We start from the raw sequence: 19,990 nt of genomic DNA on the forward strand, positions 1-19,990 counted from the left end.
ATTAGCCGATAAAAAAAGGAGGGTTCGAATTCGAATCCTCCTTTTTGCATATAATATTTTCATGAAAAATAATGTGTGCAAAAAAAATATTATACACATCCATCAATTAGGATTCCCAATTAATTTAGAAATTATTATACCAAAAGATGATTCAGTAAGAACATTATATGAAGTAACGGAGGGATTAAATTATTCAAAATTATATGAAACATACTCTACTGAAGGTAGAAATCCAATGATCTTACCTGAAACATTATTTAGGATAGTTGCTTATGGCTATATGGAAGGTATATATTCTAGTAGAAAGCTTGAAAAAGCTTGTAAAAGAGATATTAACTTTCGTTGGCTTTTGCAAGGGCAAAAGGAACCGAGTCATAATACAATTGCGAGATTTAGAAGTAAAAGGTTGGAAGGATGCGTAGAAGACCTATTTTCACAATTTATAATTGAATTAGAAAAAAGAAATGAAATAGAATTTGAAAATTTATTTGTAGATGGTACAAAAATCGAAGCGAATGCTAATAGATATAGTTTTGTTTGGAAAAAAGCTACTGATAAATTTGAAGAGAAATTACAAAATAAAACTCATAAAATATTATTAAACATAAGTTCAGAGCTTGATTTAAATTTAAGTATACCTGATGAAAAGATTTCAGTTGAATATGCATTAGCGGTAAAAGATAAACTTATTGAAATTAAAGAAAAAGAAGGATTAGATTTTGTATATGGAAAAGGCAAAAGAAAAAGTAAACTTCAAAAATATACTGAAGTAATTAATGATTTTATAGAAAAACAAAGTAAATATGATGAATACAATAAAATTTTTAATGGAAGAAATAGTTTTTCAAAAACCGATCATGACGCTACTTTCATGCATATGAAAGAGGATCATATGAAAAATGGTCAGTTGAAGCCAGCATATAATGTTCAAATAGGGGTAGAAGGTGAATATATAGTTGGAATAGATATATCAAGTGAAAGATCAGATCAACTTACCTTTATACCATTTTTAGATAAGTTAGAAAAGAACTTAAATAAAAAATATAAATCTATAACTGCTGACGCAGGATACGAAAGTGAAGAAAACTATACATATTTAGAAAATAATAATCAAAAAGCTTTCATTAAGCCTCAAACATATGAAAAATCAAAAACTAAAAAGTTTAAAAATGATATTAGTAAAAGAGAAAATATGCACTATAACCAAGAGGATGATTACTATATTTGTGCTGCTGGCAAGAAACTACTTCCTAAAGGATTTACTACAAGAAAATCAAAATCAAACTTTAAATCAATAGTAAATATCTACGAATGCGAAAGCTGTTTAGGGTGTGAATATAAAAATAAATGCACAAAAGCTAAGAATAATAGGCAATTACATGTTCCTAAAGAATTTTTAAGATTAAGATCTGAATCATTAGCTAATATAACAACCAAAGAAGGTATACGTTTAAGAATAAATAGATCTATTCAAGTTGAAGGTGCATTTGCAGTAATTAAACAAGATTATGGATTTAGAAGATTTTTAATGAGAGGAAATAAGAAAGTTAGAATAGAATTATTGATAATGGCATTTGCCTATAATGTTAATAAATTGCACAACAAAACTTTACAAGGTCGAAACGGCGAGTTGTTGCACGAGCCGAAAGGTGCATAATAAAAACTATATATGAAAATTATACCAGAAGGCATCTAACCTTCTTTTTGTCATGTAAAAAAACAAAATTAATAGCAATATTTACATAAAAATTAGTGTATAAAATTTTGAACAATTAAAAAGGAGTTGTATTCAGACTGAATTTATTAATTCAATCTGATACAGCTTCTTTTTACGTAAATTTAAATTATGAACCTATTTACTTTGTACAATACTAATCAATATTTAGTATTATCAATATGTTTATAAATAATTATATTTATATAATACTTTGTTGCAATATATTATCTATTACATTATATCCTTTAACGTATATTGAGCCATTTCATTTACAAATACATTTAATGACTTGCAGATAATACCCTTAAGTTTACACTCTTTGCTTAATAGTGGGCATGTTCCTGATTCACCCATACATTCCACTAAACTTAAATTTTCTTCTGTTAATAATAATACCTTACCTAAATTAATTTCAGCTGGATCCATTCCCAATTTTAATCCACCATTTCTTCCTTTTGAAGATATTATATATTCTGTCTTTGCTAATTTATTTATTACTTTTTTTAAATGATGTGAAGATATTTCTAATCTTTCTGCCAATATATCTACTGTTGCATTTTCCTCAGAGTTTTTAGCTAAATATATTAATGCTCTAAATGCATAATCTGTAAACTTTGATAATTGCATAAACAATTCCTCCTCTTATATAAGGTAAGATAATTATACCACAAATTTAAATGTGCATTTTATTTGCACATTTAATTTTTATATGGTATATTAATATCACAGACATGAATAATAATTATTAATAGATAATGATTTTAAAGGAGAGATAAATATGTTAGATCAAAAAACTATAGATATAATAAAAAGCACAGTACCTGTTTTAAAGGAGCATGGATTAGAAATAACAACAACTTTCTATAAGAATATGTTTAAAAACAATCCCGAAGTAAAACCATTATTCAATATGGATAAACAATCTTCTGGTGAACAACCTAAAGCATTAGCGATGACTATTTTAGCTGCTGCTCAAAATATAGATAATCTACCAGCAATTTTACCAGTAGTTAAAAGAATTGCTGAAGTGCATTGTGATCGTCAAGTTACTGAAGGACATTATCCAATAGTTGGTTCAAATCTTTTAATTTCTATTAAAGAAGTTTTAGGAGATGCAGCAACTGATGAAGTCCTTGAAGCTTGGGGCAATGCCTATGAAGTTATTGCTAAAATTTTCATTGATGTAGAAAAAGAAGTTTATGATTCAAGAAAAAACTAAAGCTTAACTTATAATAATCCCATCAGTAATAATTATTACTGATGGGATTATTAAATTTATTATTTTAAATTTTCAATTCTATATCCAATTTCCTTATTGGCCAGCTCATAGCCTTCTTCAATCATTTCTTCATTACTTAAACTATTTCCTATTAAATCATCTATTGTTAATTGATTTCTATTGCTAAAATACTTATTTAAAAGCATTTCCTCTATCTCTTCTTGACTTGCGATAGAATAATCATCCAATATATGTTTTACATTAATATTATTATCTCTCAAATATCTACCAACTAATATACTTCTATGACATCTTATTGGATCTTGCATTGCCCCTAATAATGCTATTTTATATCCCTTACTATATCCTGTCTTTAACCTTTCAATTCCTCTTATAAACTCCTCTTCATTTATTACTTCTTTAAAATCTGAATAACCTTCACTATTATATGAAACCTTTCTTACTCTTTTAGCTGCTAATTCCTCTCCCATATAAATATAAACAAATCCAGCCTTAGTTAATGTATACTTAATAGTATCCTTATCAAATTGAATATTATACTTAGAATAAGGTGTACCTCTAATATCAACAACACAATTAATATTATAGTGCCTTAACATATCAATAAGCCTTTCTACTGTATAATTCGAATGTCCTATAGTATATATTTCCATATGCTCATCCTTCCTCTATATTTTATATCTATCTTATTTTTAACTAATATTCTTTGTAATTATAAAAAAAATACTTAAATGATATATTATTATCATTTAAGTATTTTTCAATGGTATTATTTTATCATCTTATTCATCAATATCAATAGCAGAAACTGGACAAGCATCTCTTGCTTCTATTGCATCGTCTTGTAAATCACTTGGAATATCTCCTGTTATAGCAACTGATTTTCCATTATCGTTCATACTAAATACATCTGAACAGACTGAAACACATACTTCGCATCCAATACAAGTATCTTCATTTACCCAAGCTTTCATAAAATAACACTTTCCTTTCTATATAAAATATCTTTTATTTAATACTTTTATAGGTTTCCCTTACCTGTAATTTTTAGTCTAAAAAATAGCTATAAATGCAATGGCAATTATATCCACTATATTTATAGCTATATTTCATCTCTATACATTATTTTTCATTTAATTTATTCATTACTTCATTTAAATCTAATCCATGAATATAACAAGCCTGCTCTAAAGTCTCCATTGTTGCCGATGGACATCCTAAACATCCCATTCCAAATCCACTTAAAATATCAGCTGCCTTTGGATTAATTTCTAATATTTCACCAATTGTATTATCTTTATTTATCATTTCGTTATACCTCCAATTAATATCTTTTTTCTAACTCTTCTAAAATTGATATATATTTGTTCTTTATCTCTTCATTATTAATTTCATAATTTTCACATTCATCATCTATAAGCTTTATTACTTCATCATTTAAGTTTCTCTCTGCGAACTTATAAATTACCCTATCTTCTTTATCTATGTGACGTATTAATAAATGTGTATATGAAATTGCATTTGCTATAACATCTAGCTTTGCCTCTTCCTCTCCAGCTTTTACTTTTTCTAATGCAGCTACTAACTCTCTCACATGTAATCTTCCTAAATCATGTTCTACAAGCATCCCTTGATTAACTGCTTTCTTTGCAGGCTCTCCTAACTCTTCTACCATTTTAATAAAAAGTATTTTTTCTTCCTTTTTGTGATGATGATTATCAGCATAATTTCTAATGAAATCTATTATCTTATAAAAATCCTCATATATAATTTCTTCGTTATTTAATATTTTAAAACAACATTTTCTTATTACTTGTAACATCCTAAGAATATACTTATGTTCTTCATTCATTATTTCTATAGCCTTCATTCACTGTACTCCCTTTATATCTTTCTCAATATTGCTTTAACTTATATTATTACTATACAGTAAATTGCTATTTTATTTCGTAACAAACGTTACATTTCCAAAAAATAATTTAATTTCATATATTATCTTATTTATCTAATAAAGGTACTTAAATAATTATCTATCATTTAAATACCTTTATGCTATTTCACTATTATATTTCTTGTTTCAAACAAGTCTTTAAATCATCTTCAGGTGTACTTATACTCCTTAAATCAAAAGTATCAACTAAATATTGAAGAACATTTGGACTTAAAAATGCTGGAAGTGTAGGTCCTAAGAATATTCCTTTAATTCCAAGTGATAATAATGCTAACAAATCAGCTACAGCCTTTTGTTCATACCAAGAAATAATTAATGACAATGGTAAACCATTAACGTCAGTTCCAAAAGCATCTGCAAGTGCTGTTGCAATTCTAACTGCAGAATACGCATCATTACATTGCCCTACATCTAAAAGTCTTGGAAGCCCTGCCACTTCTCCAAACTCCAATTTATTAAATCTATATTTACCACAAGCTAAAGTAAGTATTATACAATCATCTGGCACCATCTTTGCAAATTCAGTATAATAATTTCTGCCTGGTCTAGCCCCGTCACATCCTCCAATTAAGAAAAAGTGTCTTATCTTCCCTTCTTTAACGGCATTAACTATAGTTTCTGCATTACTTAAAGTTGCATGATGGCCAAACCCAACTAATATTTCATGTGGTTCTTGATCTTTATCATATCCTCCAAGTTCTAAAGCTTTATTTATTATTTCAGTAAAGTCCTTTTTACCATCCTTATCTTTACCTATATGCTTTACTCCATCCCATCCAACAACACTAGTTGTAAATATTCTATCTTTATAAGTTTCCCTTGGTCTCATAAGACAATTAGTTGTCATTAAAATGCATCCTGGAATATTATCAAATTCTTTTTGTTGATCTTGCCAAGCACCACCAAAATTTCCTACAAGATGAGGGTATTTCTTTAGTCCAGGATATCCATGACTAGGTATCATTTCTCCATGAGTATATATATTTATTCCCTTTCCCTCGGTTTGTTCTAACAACATTTCAAGGTCTTTTAAATCATGACCAGATACTATAATAAATGGTCCTTTTTTAATATGAACATTTACTTTATGTGGTGTTGGATTTTCATAAACTGTAGTATTAGCCTCATCTAGCTTTTTCATTACTGCAACACTCATATCACCAGTTCTCATGGTCCATCTTATTAATTCTTCTACTGATAAACTATCATCAGTGGTTGCTTCTAATGCTCTTACATAAAAATTATCAACTTGATCATCATAATATCCAAGTTCCCTTGCTTGATGACCATATGCACTTATACCTTTCAATCCATAAACTATTGTTTGTCTTAGTGAACGTATATCTGGATCAAGATTTTGATCATACATTATTCCAGCTTTTTTTGCATCTTTTAACATATCAGCCTTTGTTTCACTTAAGTTATACGTAGCATGATCTGTATCATTTTTAATTTTTCCTACTTGTTTTCTTAATTTTTCTTTTATTTTTTGAGACTCTTTAAGCATTTCAACATGTACATCTGCATCAAAATTTACGTTTGTTAAAGTTGTAAATAATGAATTTTCAATAAATATTACAATATTCTTATCTACATTCTCCCCTTTTTCAACTATTTCTTTTGCGTAACAACTTATACCTTTTATTTGATATATAAGTAAATCTTGAAGTGCTGCAACTTCTGGTGTCTTACCACATACCCCCATTTTAGTACACCCTTTACCACCAGCTGTTTGTTCACATTGATAACAAAACATTGGATATTCCATTGCCATATTATTTTCCATTAATCTTCCTCCTACATTTTCTATAATTTCACTTATATAATTCCACTAAAATGTAAAAATTATAATTAAAATAAAAAAGTAGCTAAATAGAAATTAATATATAATTCCTAATTCAACTACTTTAATTGTATTAATATTTATTTTTAGTTTATTTTGAACATTACTTCTTACTAAATATAATAATTATACACTTTCATTTATTCCTTTAAGTTCATATGCTTTCTTTAATAAAATAGGTGTGATTATTGCACATACTATTACCATTATTATAACAGCAGGTAAAAAATAAGTATTCATAATTCCCATTTTCATTCCTTTGTTAGCTATTATAAGTGCTACCTCTCCCCTAGCCATCATACCAGTTCCAATTTGTATAGCTTCACTTTTATTAAATCTACAAATTTTTGCTCCAATCCCACATCCTATTACTTTAGTTAGCATTGCAACTACTACTAGTACTATTGTCATTATTATAATTTCAAAACTCATTTTAGGTATTTTCATATTTATTCCTATACTTGCAAAGAAGATAGGTGATAATAGCATATATGAAATTATATCAAATCTTCTTGAAATATATGCAGTTTCTCTGTTTCTTGATAATACTAATCCTGCGGCAAATGCACCTGTAATATCAGCTACTCCAAAGAACTCTTCAGCTATAAATGCCATTAATAAACAAATAACAAATGCCCCAATAACAAACCTTCTTTTATCTACATCATATTTTTCTATCCACTTTCCAAAAAACACATATACCAAATAACCAATAACAAGTGTAAAAACTAAAAATCCTATAATTTTTAATAATACTACTCCAATATTTATAGATTGATCAGCCATACTTGTTATTACTGTTAAAACTAAAATTCCTAAAATATCATCTATAATTGCAGCACCTAAAATTACGCTTGCCGATTTTTCGCTCATTTTACCTAATTCTCTAAGTGCCTCAACAGTTATACTAACAGAAGTTGCAGTTAATATAGCTCCTATAAATACATTTTGTAAAAAGGCACTAACAGTTGTTAAACTTCCATCATTAAAAATGTATGCAACAGCTGTACCTCCAATTAGTGGTATTAACACCCCCATGCTAGCAACAATAAATGCTGATTTGCCTACACTTTTTAACTGACTTATATCACTTTCTAAACCTGCAGTAAACATTAATACAATCACTCCAAGCTCTGCTAGCATACTTATAAAATCAGTTTCTTTTAAAACATTTAACACTGATGGTCCTAGTATAACTCCCGCAAGCAATGCACCGACAACTTGTGGTAAATTAAATTTTCTTGTTATTAATCCTAATAATTTCGTACTTAATAAAATTAATGCAATATCTAATAAATATTTGTATGACATTAACCCCACCCCACTAGTAAATGTTTTTATTCCTTATGAAGTAATATATTTATATTATTTTAAATTTATACATATTAATAATATTTTATATGTATAATTTCAAAAAACATTTTATTTATACAACTATAAAGGGAGTATAGTAAATTACACTTAACTATACTCCCTTTATCTTATGATATATGATTTTTCACTCTAGTTTATTACTTTATTTTTCAAAAATAATAGTAACTTTAAATAAATCTCCATCTACACTTATATTAAACTTTCCATTTTGAAGTTCAACAAAACTCTTTGCTATTGCAAGACCTAATCCTGAACCTTCTGTATTTCTCGATTCATCACCACGTACAAACCTTTCTGCTATCGTATCTACATTAAATGTTATTTCTTCTGCAGCCATGTTTTTCATTACAATTTGAACATCATTTTCATTTTCAAAAATATCTATAAACACTCTTGAATTAGGCATAGCATACTTAGTCATATTAATTACTAAGTTTTCAAACACTCTAAATGTACGTTGACTATCTAACGGTAATATTACCTTACCTTCTGGCATATTCTTTCTAACAGATAATTTTGCTTCTTCAAGCTTATCTTCTAATTCAAGTAATGTTTGCTTCATTAAAGCTACAACATCTATATTTTCTATATTTAAAGTTATATTTCCACTCGTTGCCTTACTCATTTCAAATAAATCTTCTATTAAAACTTGAAGTCTTTGAGCTTTTCTATCTAATGTATCAACATACTGTTTACGCTTTTCTTCCGATAAATTTTCACCCTTCAATAGATCTGCATAAGTTATTATAGCTGTTAAAGGAGTCTTTAAATCATGCGACACATTTGATATCAAGTCTGTTTTCATCTTTTGACTCTTAACTTCTTCATCTACAGCTTTTTTAAATCCCTTCTGAATCTCTTTTAAATCCTCTTTAAAAGGTTCAAAAAGTCCTAAGTCTTCTTCTATATTAACATCTAATTTTCCTTGTGCAATTTTACTTGTAGCTTCTCTTAACTTACTATATTTTTCGCTTATTTTATCTACATATTTTCTTATTACGAAAAATAAAACAATTGAATACAGTATGACTACAGGAATTCCAAAAAACCAAATTGAAGTTATTATTAGTAATATAAGTGCATTTATTAATAATAATTTTATTATTAATTTATTATTTTTTTCTCTTAAATCTACTTTTGTAACTTCATCTAATGTTTTTTTGATAATTGTAACAAAGAACATTAATATTATTCCAAATATTGTTCTTCTCTTAAAGTACTCTTTAATTCCTAAATTAAATATATACTTTATTATTAATACAGCAAAGAATACAATTGCAAATCCTATAAACCAATTAATAAAGTTTAATACCCATATAACTTTTTCTGATGCAGTAAACCAATCAACATTAAATCCAACAAAATGTTCTAATTGTCCATTTAATGCAGGATGAATCATATAGCTAGAAGATACAATGAAAAGTGCTACTGTAAGTGATACTATAACTATCCAAATTTCAAATGGTATTTTTGATATCCATTTAAATAAAGGCATTTCATTTGCTCTCTTAATAGGGAATATTAATGCAGCTATCGCTACTAATGTAGCAATTATCATTACTGCCACTCCTCCTACAAGTTCATATCCATATGCCTCTGCATTTCTGATTCCCCATGATATTGAATCATTAAACACCAAATTATTAGGCACTGCATAAACAAATTCCATATTTTTAATCGGATTCATAGTAGCATTATAATAACCACTATCGTAGTAATTATCACTTAAAAAATCACTTAAAGCACTGTTCAAATAGTATTCAAAATTTTGAATATTAGCCCCCTTAATATCATTAATTGTTAGATTACCATTTTCATCAAAATTAATAGCTACATAAAATTGATATTCATCTTTCTTTATTGATGACAAATCTATATTATTTTCTATAATACCAACTTCATAATTTATATTTGTTTTTGTTATATTATTAGTTTTATCATAAGAATAATACTTCAAATTTGCGAGCTGATTATCTAATATACGATTCCAATTATTAAAATTAGAATTAAACCCATTTATAAATTCACTTTCTTCATAATCTTCATCATTATCATATATATTTTGGGGTATATTTAATAATGTTGATGCTGGATCTAATGTTCCTCCAGCTTTTTCATTTAAAGAATTATAATATGAACAATATAAAGCACCTGCTAAATTTTCTGAAAAGGCATATTCCTCAAAATAATTGTTATATGAAACGTTCTTTGCATTTTCTTCTATTAATGGATATGCTGCACACATTCCCAATGCTGCTGTTGCTATAATTGCTATAACTAATAAAGTTGCTATAACCACTTTTCCCTTGTAGTTTGATTTTTTTATTCCATTAATATTGTTTCTAGAGTCATTAAATTCTTTATTATCATTACTGCTTTTCAATTTTATATCCAACTCCCCACACCACCTTCAAATATTTCGGATTTTTCGGATTAATTTCAATTTTTTCTCTTATCTTTCTTACATGTACCATTATTGTATCTGTATTTATTGCTTGTTCATTCCATACCCTTTCATATATTTCATCCGCAGCAAATACTCTTCCTGGATTTTTTATAAGCAAAGCTAATATCTTAAACTCAATTGGAGTTAGCTTTACAGGTTTTTCATCAACAGTAACCTCTTTTGTATCAAAGTTTAATTCTAATCCTCCAACAACATAAATATTATCTTTAACTTCTGGTTCTTTTACCATATTTAAAAACCTTGAATATCTTCTTAATTGAGAATTAACTCTTGCTAACAATTCAAGTGGTCTAAAAGGCTTAGTCACATAATCATCAGCTCCTATATTAAGTCCCATTATCTTATCAACCTCTTCAGATTTTGCAGATAGCATTATTACAGGAAAATCATTATTTTCTCTAAGCCTCATAACAAAAGTTATACCATCCATTTTAGGCATCATTACATCAACTATTGCTAAGTGAATAGTTTCTTTTTTTAATAATTCTAATCCCTCTATACCATTATTAGCTATAAATACATTATATCCTTGATTATTTAAGTATGCTTCTATTGCAATTGCTATATCATTTTCATCTTCCACTACTAAAATATTGTATGAGCTCAAATTATTCATTTCTATTTACCCCACTTTTCAAATTTTTTATGAACGTTCATTTACTATAATTAAATAGTACTTTTTAAAACTAAATAATAACTATATATATTTCTAAAGAATTCCTTAACTAAGTTTAAACACTTTCCTCATATAAATTTAGCTTACCTATTATATTTTATTATAATGCACGAAATAATAGAGGCTATAAATTTATAACCTCTATCAAATCCACTTAATTATCCAATATACTTAAAAATCCCCTCACCCAAAATATAACCAGCAGAAATAAATACTCCATTCCATATAAATATCCCACATGCTGAATATATAGTATATTTTAAGAAATCCATTTTCAGTACACCAGCTGGAATAGCTATAATTGTTCTTGCTACCGGTATTAATCTACTTATAAATACCCCCATATGGCCTTTATCCTTTAAATACTTTAACTTTTCATCTATGTAATCCTTCTGTTTTGGAAATTTATTAGTATATTTTTTTAAAAGAAAGTTTCCACCGTAAAACCCTAAGAAATATAAACACCAGCTTCCTATTACTCCTGCAATAACTGAAAGAAATAAAACAAATGGAAAATTCATATTTCCTCTTGATATCCATAAACCAGCTAATGGCATTATTATTCCTGCAGGAAGCCCTGGTAAATTTAAATACTCTAAAAATACAATTACAAATATAAATATTACTCCATACTGAGCTAAATAATCCAATATACTATTCACATCCATCTGTTAATTCCTCCAATTTTATCCTTTAACCATTATATTAATTTTATAATACTATTTAAAAATAAAGAAGATAATTATAATAATCTAAAGAAATTCTTAAGAATTTAACTTCTTTCATAATAAAATATATAAAATAAGAAGTCATTACATTAATAATGTAATAACTTCTTATTCAAGTTAAAACTTATAATATTATATAATCGAAAATCCATTTTTATAAATAATATTAATTACCTATTTTTAGATCATTGATTAATTTTTGTTTTTCAAAATATACTGGTAACTCCACAATAAATGATGTGTATTCTCTAACAACACTTTCAGCATATATTTTTCCTTTATGCTCTTCAACTATAGCTTTAGCTATAGAAAGTCCCAAGCCATATCCACCTGTTCCTCTATCTCTAGAATTATCAACCCTATAAAACCTTTCAAAAATCTTTTCTAAATGCTCTTTTTCTATACCTTCACCAGTATTTTTAACTTCTAATCGAGCCTTATTCTTTTCTATATTAAGAGACACCATAATTTTTCCATTTTTATTTGTATATTTAATTGCGTTATCCATTAATATACTTATGAGCTTTTTAATTTGATCCTTTTCACCATTAATAAATATATTATCATTTATATTCTCTTCTAAAACTAATCCTTTTTCAAAAATTACTACTTCAAAAACTAGTAAAGCATCGCTTAAAATCTTACTTAATTCAAACTTAGTTACTTCACCCTTTTTCTTATTAGCATCAAGGTTAGCTAATGATAACATTTCATTAATCAAAGTAGACATTCTACTTGCTTGAGAATCAATATAATTAACCCATTTTCCTTGACTTTCTATAGTTTGTTGCTTATTTTCCTTTAATATAGATACATTAGTTTTAATAATAGTTAGTGGTGTCCTAAGTTCATGAGATGCATCTGCTATAAATTGCTTTTGCTTTATAAAAGTCTCTTCTAATGGCTTAATAGCTTTATTAGTAAAATAAATACTTATTATAAATAATACAATTAAACTTAATGATCCTACTCCAAGAAATATTTTTAATAAATTTCCTAGTACATCTTGCTGGAATGACTTACTTATTAGTACTATTATGGTTCCACTACTAATACTCTCTTTTAAATAAGCATAGCTTTCTCCATCAATCTTAATACTATCCATCTTTTTAGAGTTATTAACAACCTTTTCAACCATTGCATGAATATCTAAATCGTCAGTATTTAACCTAGAAGTAACATTAACAATTTCATTTTTTGTATCTAAATCTATTTTTATTGACATATCCATCTTATTATCTTTTGGTGAAGGCTTTTGCTGCTGTTGTGGTGACATTATATTATTCCAAAGTTGCATTTTCATATCATTATTTAAACTATAAGCGGTAGATACATATATTGTCCCAAATATACCTACAAAAACAGTAGTTAAAAGAACCATATTCATAAATATAAATTTACTTTTCAGTTTTTTGAACATTTAATTTTCCTCCAACTTATATCCGACACCTCTTACAGTTGTGATACCAGTATTTGAGTTAACATAATTAAGTTTCTTTCTTAGAAATGAAATATATACTTCTATATTGTTATATTCTGCATCTGAGTCATATCCCCATATCTTACTTATAAGCTCATCCTTTGTAACAATCGTCTTTGGTCTTTGCATAAAACATCTTATTATTTCAAATTCTTTTAGTGAAAGCTTTATACTATTACAAGGTCCTTCTAATTCATAACTTGAAATATTTAATTTAATATCTCCAACTTCTAAAATATTATCATTTATAATTTCTCCCTGTCTTCTAGTAAGTGCTCTTAGCCTTGCTAATAATTCCTCCGTTGCAAATGGTTTAGCTAGATAATCATCTGCTCCACTATCCAATCCCTTTACTCTATCTTCAATTTCTCCTTTTGCAGTTAATAAAATAACTGGTGTTTTTATATTACCTTTTCTTAACCTTTTAAGTACTTCTAATCCATTAAGTTTAGGAAGCATAATATCTAATACTATTACATCATATATATCTGTTAATCCATAATCTAATCCATCTTCACCATTATATACTGCATCAACTACATATTTATTTTTAATTAATATTTGATTAAGAGCTTCTGAAAGCTGTATTTCATCTTCAACAAGTAATAATCTCATTAATTTTTCTCTCCTTATATTCCCTTTATAATTCTTTACTAAAAGTCTACCACACAAACATAATTTTTAGTTAATTTTTAAGACTATTTTAAGGTTATGCTACTACTATAAAACTTGTAAGCTAACCTAAATTTAACCAAATTATAAAGCCAACCAAAAAACTTTACTATAAAATGGAGGTGATTTTTTTATGAGTAAACCTAGACACGAATTGAAATATTTTATTAATACAGCTGACTATCTAGCTATTAAAAATAGAATTAAATATATTGCTTCATTAGACATAAATGCTAGTTCCTCTGGAACATATCATATTAGAAGCCTTTATTTTGATAATTTTAATGATAAAAGTGAAAATGATGCTATTAAATTTATAAATAACTCAGTAAAAAAACATGTAGTTAAATCTAAAACTGTTTCTGCAAATTCAGGAATTGAATTAACTATAGAAATTAGATTAAAAGAAATGTCTACACAATTTGTAAATGAATTAAGCCATATTTCAGGAGTAAATAACGTTGTTTTAGTTAGCTATAATGGCGAATATATGAGCTAAGCTAATAGGTGGTGAAAAAATGATTTCAAATAAACATTTTAATATAATTGTTGCTTTATTTATGGTAATAGCTCTTTGTTTCTCATCACTTATTATGCTATTACCCAAAAGCAGCACTTCATCTACTTCAATAGAACAACCAGATTATATTACTACAATCTTTAATGATGATTCTGTAATAGAAATAAATATTGAAATGGATGAAGATTCTTGGCAAGAAATGTTAGATAATGCTGCTTCCGAAGAATATACCGCTGCTAATATAACTGTTAATGGAACTACCTATAATAATGTAGCCATCAGACCTAAAGGAAATTCTAGTCTATCTCAACTTGTTACTGATGATTCGACCGAAAGATATAGTTTTAAAATTAAACTTGATAAATATGTTGATGGTCAAACCTTAGATGGACTTAGCAAGTTAGTATTAAATAACAATATGTCTGATACAACTTCTATGAAGGAGTATTTATCTTATAAACTACTTGATTCATTAGGCATACCAACCCTAGCCTGCTCATATGCTCATATAACAGTTAATGGTGAGGAATGGGGGTTATATCTTGCTGTTGAGCCTATTGAAGAAGAATTTATTGAAAGAAATTATGGCTCTATTGATGGTAATTTATATAAGCCCGAAAGTGATAACGTAGCTATGGGTGATAAAGACAATAATGAAAATAAAATTATGGATAATAATAATTTTTCTCCTTCAGAAAATACAACATCAGAAAATAATAACAAAACTACAATAGATAATTCTATAGATATGCAAAATCAATCTAATATGAATAATGGAGATTCTAGCGGACAAATGCAGATGCCTCCTGATATGAACACTGGAAATTCTACTGGAGAAATGCAGGCACCTCCTGATATGAATAATGGAAATCCTTCTAGAGAAATGCAGACACCTCCTGATATGAACAATGGAGATTCTAGCGGACAAATGCAGACACCTCCTGATATGAATAAGCAATCCACTAATGACTCTACAAATCAACCTCAAATACCTAATGGTATTGGTGGTGGAATTGGTAGAAATTCTAATGGTGCTAACCTTGTATGGAATGGAGATGATATTTCAAACTACTCTGCTATTTTTGACAATGCTATTTTCAAAACTACAGATAGCGATGATTATACTAAAATATTAGATATGATCGAACATCTTGATAGCCTTGATGATATAGAGTCATACTTAGATGTTGATGAAGTGCTTAAATACTTTGCTGCAAATACATTCTTAGTTAATTTAGATAGTTATGTTTCTAATATGAATCATAATTACTACTTATATGAAAATGATGGTATAGTAAGTATTTTACCTTGGGATTATAACTTATCATTTGCAGGATTCCAAGCTGGTTCAGCTTCAAATGCAATTAATTTTCCAATTGATTCACCTGTTTCTGATAGCTTAGAAGAAAGCCCTCTAATAGGTAAACTTTTAGAAGTTGATGAATATAAAGATATTTACCATCACTATTTAAATGAAATAGTTGAAAACTTCGTTAATAACGGCACTTTAGAAACACTAATAACTAAAACTGATTCATTAATAAGTAGCTATATTCAAAATGATGCTACTGCATTTTATACTTACGATGAATATAAAGCTTCACTATCTAACTTAATTAACTTTGGTTATGATAGAGCAACTAGTATTGCAGCTCAACTTGATGGTTCTCAACCTTCAACAAATACTGGGACTATAGAAACTACAGTAGATTTAAGTGCTATGGGACAACAAGGTGGCGGAAATGAAAAAGGTGAAATGAATAATATGAGAGGTTCATCTGATACTACTCCTCCCAATGCTGATAGTTCTACTCCACAATCAGATAATACAACTGAAAGTAATATGAATATACCTAATAGTAATACTACAAGTAATTTCCCAGGAAATATTAGTAGTAATACTTCGGATTTAGATCCTTCAATTATGATGCAAGCAATGCAAATTATTCAAAGTTCCGAAGATGGTAGTATTACAGATTCAATTAAAACCGAATTATTAAATTTAGGTTTGACTAATGAAGAAATAACACAACTTTCATCTATTCAAATACCTAATCAAGATAATAACGGTATGCATGATATAAAAAATAATAATTTAGCAATGGGGCCAGGTAATATATCTACTGATAATACTAATTTAATAATCACTCTTTCATCAATTGTATTATTAGTAATAGCATTAGTTTTTGTATCATTCTTCAAGAAAAGAAAATACATTAGTTAATAGTTATAGTAACGAAGAAAATAATTTAGTTTACTACATTAATACAGAAAAATTGAAATATTATATTGAAGGGAATATTAAAATTGAGCCATAGAATTTAATAATTGATGGAAGATAATTTGCGTTAAGAAGATTATATGTTTGAAGCCGATAGGCAAGTTTATAATCTTTAGCAAATTATCTGAAATCAATTATATAAATTCAAAGCGAGATTTCACTGATTCCCGGAAAGATAATATTTTATTTTTTCGTTATTTTATGTGTAAACTATTTAACGCTCTTAACTTCGTATTCTTGAAATCTGTATTTTTGTCCTGTTGGATTAACTTTTCCTTCTGGAACCTCTTCAACAAACATATCGTAAGGTCTTACAAAAAGCCCACACTCTCCATATAATGCTCTATATAAAACCATAGTTTCTTGAGTTTCTGAATGTTTCACAAAATCCTCAACTAAATATAAATCGCCTTTAAAATGTCTAAATATTTTTCCTTTTAAATTAGATATATCTCTCATATTTTTTCCTCCGTAAGTAAACTTTTATTAAAATTAAAAGAAACAGTCTGCTATTAACAAACTGCTTCCTCTATTATATCACTATTTTTTATTTCAGTATTTACTTCATCTTCGTAAATTAAATACTTTCCATGAACCTTAATAAAATAATCTCCGCAAAGATACAATGGATATATAAGCCATATCATAGCCACATTTACATCAAATTTATATTTGGCCCAAATAATTAAAACAGCTACAAATGAACTAACAACTAAAACTCCATTATTAATAATTAATTGTTTTATATCATTAATTTTTATAACCCTTAAATTAATCACAAATAATATAATTGTAAAAATTGAATATAATGCTGATTTTAATAAGTTTTCTATATTATAAATATCAACTCCATACTTTTTCATATAAAGCACATATTCAATCTTTTCCTTATATTCTTTTCCCATCTTACTCCAAAAATCAAAGTCAGACCACTTATTTGGTATCATATCCAATGGAATTGAAATTTTAATATTTGTAACTTTAAAAAATATAAATACAAAAGTCAGTGCCATAATAATATATATACCTACTAAAACTGGTTTATTTCTTGATTTAAATAAGCTACTTATTACTTTAATTAAAATTAATACTAAAGCAATTATTGGAAATATCATTGATATAAACTTAGCTAACATATAATATACATTACCATTAATAGCTAACTCTGAAATTCCAAATCTCATTTTGAAATCTTCTATTTTATTTAAAGTAAAATCAGTACCATCTATTGTTAAACCATCTAACGCTTTCATCGAATCATCTGGAATCTGAATAATCATATTTGATTTAGACCCCTTTAAAATTCCTCTTACAACTAATGTTCTATCATTATAAACAATTTCTCTACCTATACAGTTACTACTTCCAAATAGCTTATAAGATGTATCATTATCTATTAAACAACCTTCCAAATCATCAGCAAATAAATTAGATCCCTTAACTAATAAATTAGATGAACCTTTTATAGCTAACACATTTAATTCACTTGCACTTTTCCCTAAATCTAGGTTAGTGGCAGATTGTAATGATTCTTCTGCCCATCCTACTACAGCTAATTCCTTTTCTGATTCTTTTATACTATTGACTAATTCTAAATTATACTTATCATTTTCAAAATAAAAGTTTAAAGTTTTATTGTTACTTTCTATATTATTTGCATAACCTAAAGATATTCCCCAGCACATAATTAAAGCAAACATAAGAATTATTCTAACTATGTGCTTTAAGTACCTTATCATTCAGTCTCCAGGCGAACTCTATCGCCATCTTCTACTGTTTTATTACTATCAATTATTATTTTATCATTTCTTCCTAATGATCCATCAGATACTGCTGCATATTCTCCGTCTCTCTTTTCAACTTTAACATCAACCTTCTTGGCAGTTAATTCTTCACCAAGTACAGTTTCCTTTTCAGTAACAACTAAAATATAATAACTATCCCCATCACCTTGTCTTAATGCTGCTAACGGAACACATGTACCATATTTTTTTGATTTACTTGAAACTATTATTTCTCCACTTTCATCAATTTCGCCTATTCCAACTGGTAAAACAACTGTAACTTTTAAGGTATCTGGATTATCATCATTTTTTGAAATAGAATCAATAGTTAAATTTTCAATAATTCCTGATGAGCCCAAATTTAAAGCAACTGTTTGTCCTTGTTTTACTAATGTTCTATTACTTTTATCAATTTCTCCAACAAATTTATATCCCTCGTTCTTATCTGCAATTGATGCTATAGTATCAGTAGTAACTCCTCCATTTTCAGCTACAACACTAGTAACTATTCCTTCTTTTTCAGAAACAATCTTTCCACTAGCATCTAGTAAAGGCTGAAGTTTTGCAAGTTCCTTATTATATTCTTCAATTTTAAGAGAATCTTTTGTATCTTGAAGTGACCTATCTAAATCAACAGTATCATTAGAATCTGCCACTGCTGAATTATATAGTTCTTTCTTTGATTCATAGTCAGCCTTTAAACTTTCCTCCATCATTGAATCTTTTTCTTCTTCACTTAAATTATTATAATTATCTAATGCTTGCTTTGCTGTATTCATTTCATTTAAAGCAGTTTGTACAGCCTTCTTTTTAGTGTTTATAGCCTTGTTGTAATCTTCCGTTGCACGTGATAAAGTCTTTTGTTCTTGTTCAATATTCTTTTTAATTTCATCAACTTTAGCTTGTAAATCATCCTTATCAAGTTCAACTAAAGTATCTCCAACCTTAATACTTGACCCAACACTTATATTTACATAATCAATCTTAAGTCCCTCAACGACTGAAATCTTTTCTTCTCTATTTTTAGCTACTACTCCTTTAGCCTTAACTTCATCTACTATTGTTTTTGACTTAGGAGTATCAACTTTAATTCTTGGTATAGTCATAGAATCTGCAGCTCTAGATAACATAGTGCATCCTATCATCAATACCAAAAAAGCAAATAAAGCTTTTACTGCTTTTTTTTGCAAAGTATCTTTTCCTTTTTTTATATATTTAAAATTTATAATCTTTTTAATCTTTTCATTTTTACTCATA

The 19,990-nt window shown here is 27.5% G+C and carries 19 protein-coding genes; 4 read left to right on the forward strand and 15 right to left on the reverse strand.

Annotated elements, in window-relative coordinates; genetic code table 11:
- Nucleotides 1-73 precede the first annotated feature (73 nt).
- Nucleotides 74-1,657 (forward strand): IS1182 family transposase, encoded by a 1,584-nt coding sequence (locus TY07_RS08025; RefSeq protein WP_157029154.1) that lies wholly within the window; start codon nucleotides 74-76, stop codon nucleotides 1,655-1,657.
- Between the two features lie 291 nt (nucleotides 1,658-1,948).
- On the opposite strand, the gene TY07_RS08030 is transcribed toward TY07_RS08025, so the two are convergent.
- On the reverse strand, nucleotides 1,949-2,344 hold the full coding sequence (locus TY07_RS08030) for an RrF2 family transcriptional regulator (protein WP_042397842.1): 396 nt from the start codon (nucleotides 2,342-2,344) through the stop codon (nucleotides 1,949-1,951).
- 151 nt (nucleotides 2,345-2,495) lie between these two features.
- Here TY07_RS08030 and TY07_RS08035 point away from each other — a divergent pair, with 151 nt between their 5' ends.
- Nucleotides 2,496-2,936: a globin domain-containing protein gene (locus tag TY07_RS08035; RefSeq protein WP_042397844.1), complete on the forward strand. Its 441-nt coding sequence runs from the start codon at nucleotides 2,496-2,498 to the stop codon at nucleotides 2,934-2,936.
- Between the two features lie 59 nt (nucleotides 2,937-2,995).
- On the opposite strand, the gene TY07_RS08040 is transcribed toward TY07_RS08035, so the two are convergent.
- The 11 genes from TY07_RS08040 to TY07_RS08090 form a co-directional block, all read right to left on the reverse strand.
- The gene (locus TY07_RS08040) at nucleotides 2,996-3,610 is read right to left on the reverse strand and encodes a DUF488 domain-containing protein (protein WP_042397846.1); all 615 of its coding nucleotides are present in this window, start codon (nucleotides 3,608-3,610) and stop codon (nucleotides 2,996-2,998) included.
- A gap of 129 nt (nucleotides 3,611-3,739) precedes the next feature.
- A complete protein-coding gene (locus tag TY07_RS08045) occupies nucleotides 3,740-3,931 on the reverse strand; it encodes a ferredoxin (protein ID WP_042397849.1) in 192 nt (63 codons plus the stop codon).
- A 148-nt stretch (nucleotides 3,932-4,079) separates the two neighbouring features.
- Nucleotides 4,080-4,265 (reverse strand): DUF1858 domain-containing protein, encoded by a 186-nt coding sequence (locus TY07_RS08050; RefSeq protein WP_042397851.1) that lies wholly within the window; start codon nucleotides 4,263-4,265, stop codon nucleotides 4,080-4,082.
- A 16-nt stretch (nucleotides 4,266-4,281) separates the two neighbouring features.
- A complete protein-coding gene (locus tag TY07_RS08055) occupies nucleotides 4,282-4,827 on the reverse strand; it encodes a hemerythrin domain-containing protein (RefSeq protein WP_042397854.1) in 546 nt (181 codons plus the stop codon).
- A gap of 193 nt (nucleotides 4,828-5,020) precedes the next feature.
- A complete protein-coding gene (gene hcp, locus TY07_RS08060) occupies nucleotides 5,021-6,694 on the reverse strand; it encodes a hydroxylamine reductase (RefSeq protein ID WP_042397857.1) in 1,674 nt (557 codons plus the stop codon).
- A gap of 183 nt (nucleotides 6,695-6,877) precedes the next feature.
- Nucleotides 6,878-8,062 (reverse strand): cation:proton antiporter, encoded by a 1,185-nt coding sequence (locus TY07_RS08065; RefSeq protein ID WP_042397860.1) that lies wholly within the window; start codon nucleotides 8,060-8,062, stop codon nucleotides 6,878-6,880.
- A gap of 205 nt (nucleotides 8,063-8,267) precedes the next feature.
- Nucleotides 8,268-10,520 carry a sensor histidine kinase gene (locus tag TY07_RS08070; RefSeq protein WP_042397863.1) on the reverse strand — a complete coding sequence of 751 codons (2,253 nt, stop codon included), beginning with the start codon at nucleotides 10,518-10,520 and terminating at the stop codon, nucleotides 8,268-8,270.
- Nucleotides 10,495-11,199 carry a response regulator transcription factor gene (locus tag TY07_RS08075; RefSeq protein WP_154820657.1) on the reverse strand — a complete coding sequence of 235 codons (705 nt, stop codon included), beginning with the start codon at nucleotides 11,197-11,199 and terminating at the stop codon, nucleotides 10,495-10,497. The genes TY07_RS08070 and TY07_RS08075 overlap by 26 nt, the downstream gene beginning before the upstream one ends.
- 227 nt (nucleotides 11,200-11,426) lie before the next feature.
- Nucleotides 11,427-11,936 (reverse strand): DedA family protein, encoded by a 510-nt coding sequence (locus tag TY07_RS08080; protein WP_042397869.1) that lies wholly within the window; start codon nucleotides 11,934-11,936, stop codon nucleotides 11,427-11,429.
- 226 nt (nucleotides 11,937-12,162) lie between these two features.
- Nucleotides 12,163-13,416: a sensor histidine kinase gene (locus TY07_RS08085; protein WP_042397872.1), complete on the reverse strand. Its 1,254-nt coding sequence runs from the start codon at nucleotides 13,414-13,416 to the stop codon at nucleotides 12,163-12,165.
- The gene (locus TY07_RS08090; protein WP_042397875.1) at nucleotides 13,417-14,091 is read right to left on the reverse strand and encodes a response regulator transcription factor; all 675 of its coding nucleotides are present in this window, start codon (nucleotides 14,089-14,091) and stop codon (nucleotides 13,417-13,419) included. It lies immediately after the preceding gene.
- Between the two features lie 190 nt (nucleotides 14,092-14,281).
- Here TY07_RS08090 and TY07_RS18040 point away from each other — a divergent pair, with 190 nt between their 5' ends.
- Both TY07_RS18040 and TY07_RS08100 read left to right on the forward strand, forming a co-directional pair.
- Nucleotides 14,282-14,647: a VTC domain-containing protein gene (locus tag TY07_RS18040; RefSeq protein WP_154820649.1), complete on the forward strand. Its 366-nt coding sequence runs from the start codon at nucleotides 14,282-14,284 to the stop codon at nucleotides 14,645-14,647.
- A 19-nt stretch (nucleotides 14,648-14,666) separates the two neighbouring features.
- Nucleotides 14,667-16,892: a CotH kinase family protein gene (locus tag TY07_RS08100; RefSeq protein WP_042397877.1), complete on the forward strand. Its 2,226-nt coding sequence runs from the start codon at nucleotides 14,667-14,669 to the stop codon at nucleotides 16,890-16,892.
- Nucleotides 16,893-17,159: 267 nt separating this feature from the next.
- On the opposite strand, the gene TY07_RS08105 is transcribed toward TY07_RS08100, so the two are convergent.
- The 3 genes from TY07_RS08105 to TY07_RS08115 are packed head-to-tail and all read right to left on the reverse strand — an operon-like array spanning nucleotide 17,160 to nucleotide 19,989.
- Nucleotides 17,160-17,408 carry a DUF1653 domain-containing protein gene (locus tag TY07_RS08105; protein ID WP_042397880.1) on the reverse strand — a complete coding sequence of 83 codons (249 nt, stop codon included), beginning with the start codon at nucleotides 17,406-17,408 and terminating at the stop codon, nucleotides 17,160-17,162.
- A gap of 53 nt (nucleotides 17,409-17,461) precedes the next feature.
- Complete coding sequence (locus TY07_RS08110) at nucleotides 17,462-18,688, reverse strand: ABC transporter permease (RefSeq protein ID WP_042397884.1); 1,227 nt, start codon at nucleotides 18,686-18,688, stop codon at nucleotides 17,462-17,464.
- Entirely contained in the window at nucleotides 18,685-19,989 is a 1,305-nt protein-coding gene (locus TY07_RS08115; RefSeq protein WP_042397886.1) for an efflux RND transporter periplasmic adaptor subunit, read from the reverse strand. The genes TY07_RS08110 and TY07_RS08115 overlap by 4 nt, the downstream gene beginning before the upstream one ends.
- Nucleotide 19,990 lies beyond the last annotated feature (1 nt).

It is taken from the genome of Clostridium saudiense (assembly GCF_000577815.1).
GTDB lineage: Bacteria > Bacillota > Clostridia > Clostridiales > Clostridiaceae > Clostridium > Clostridium saudiense.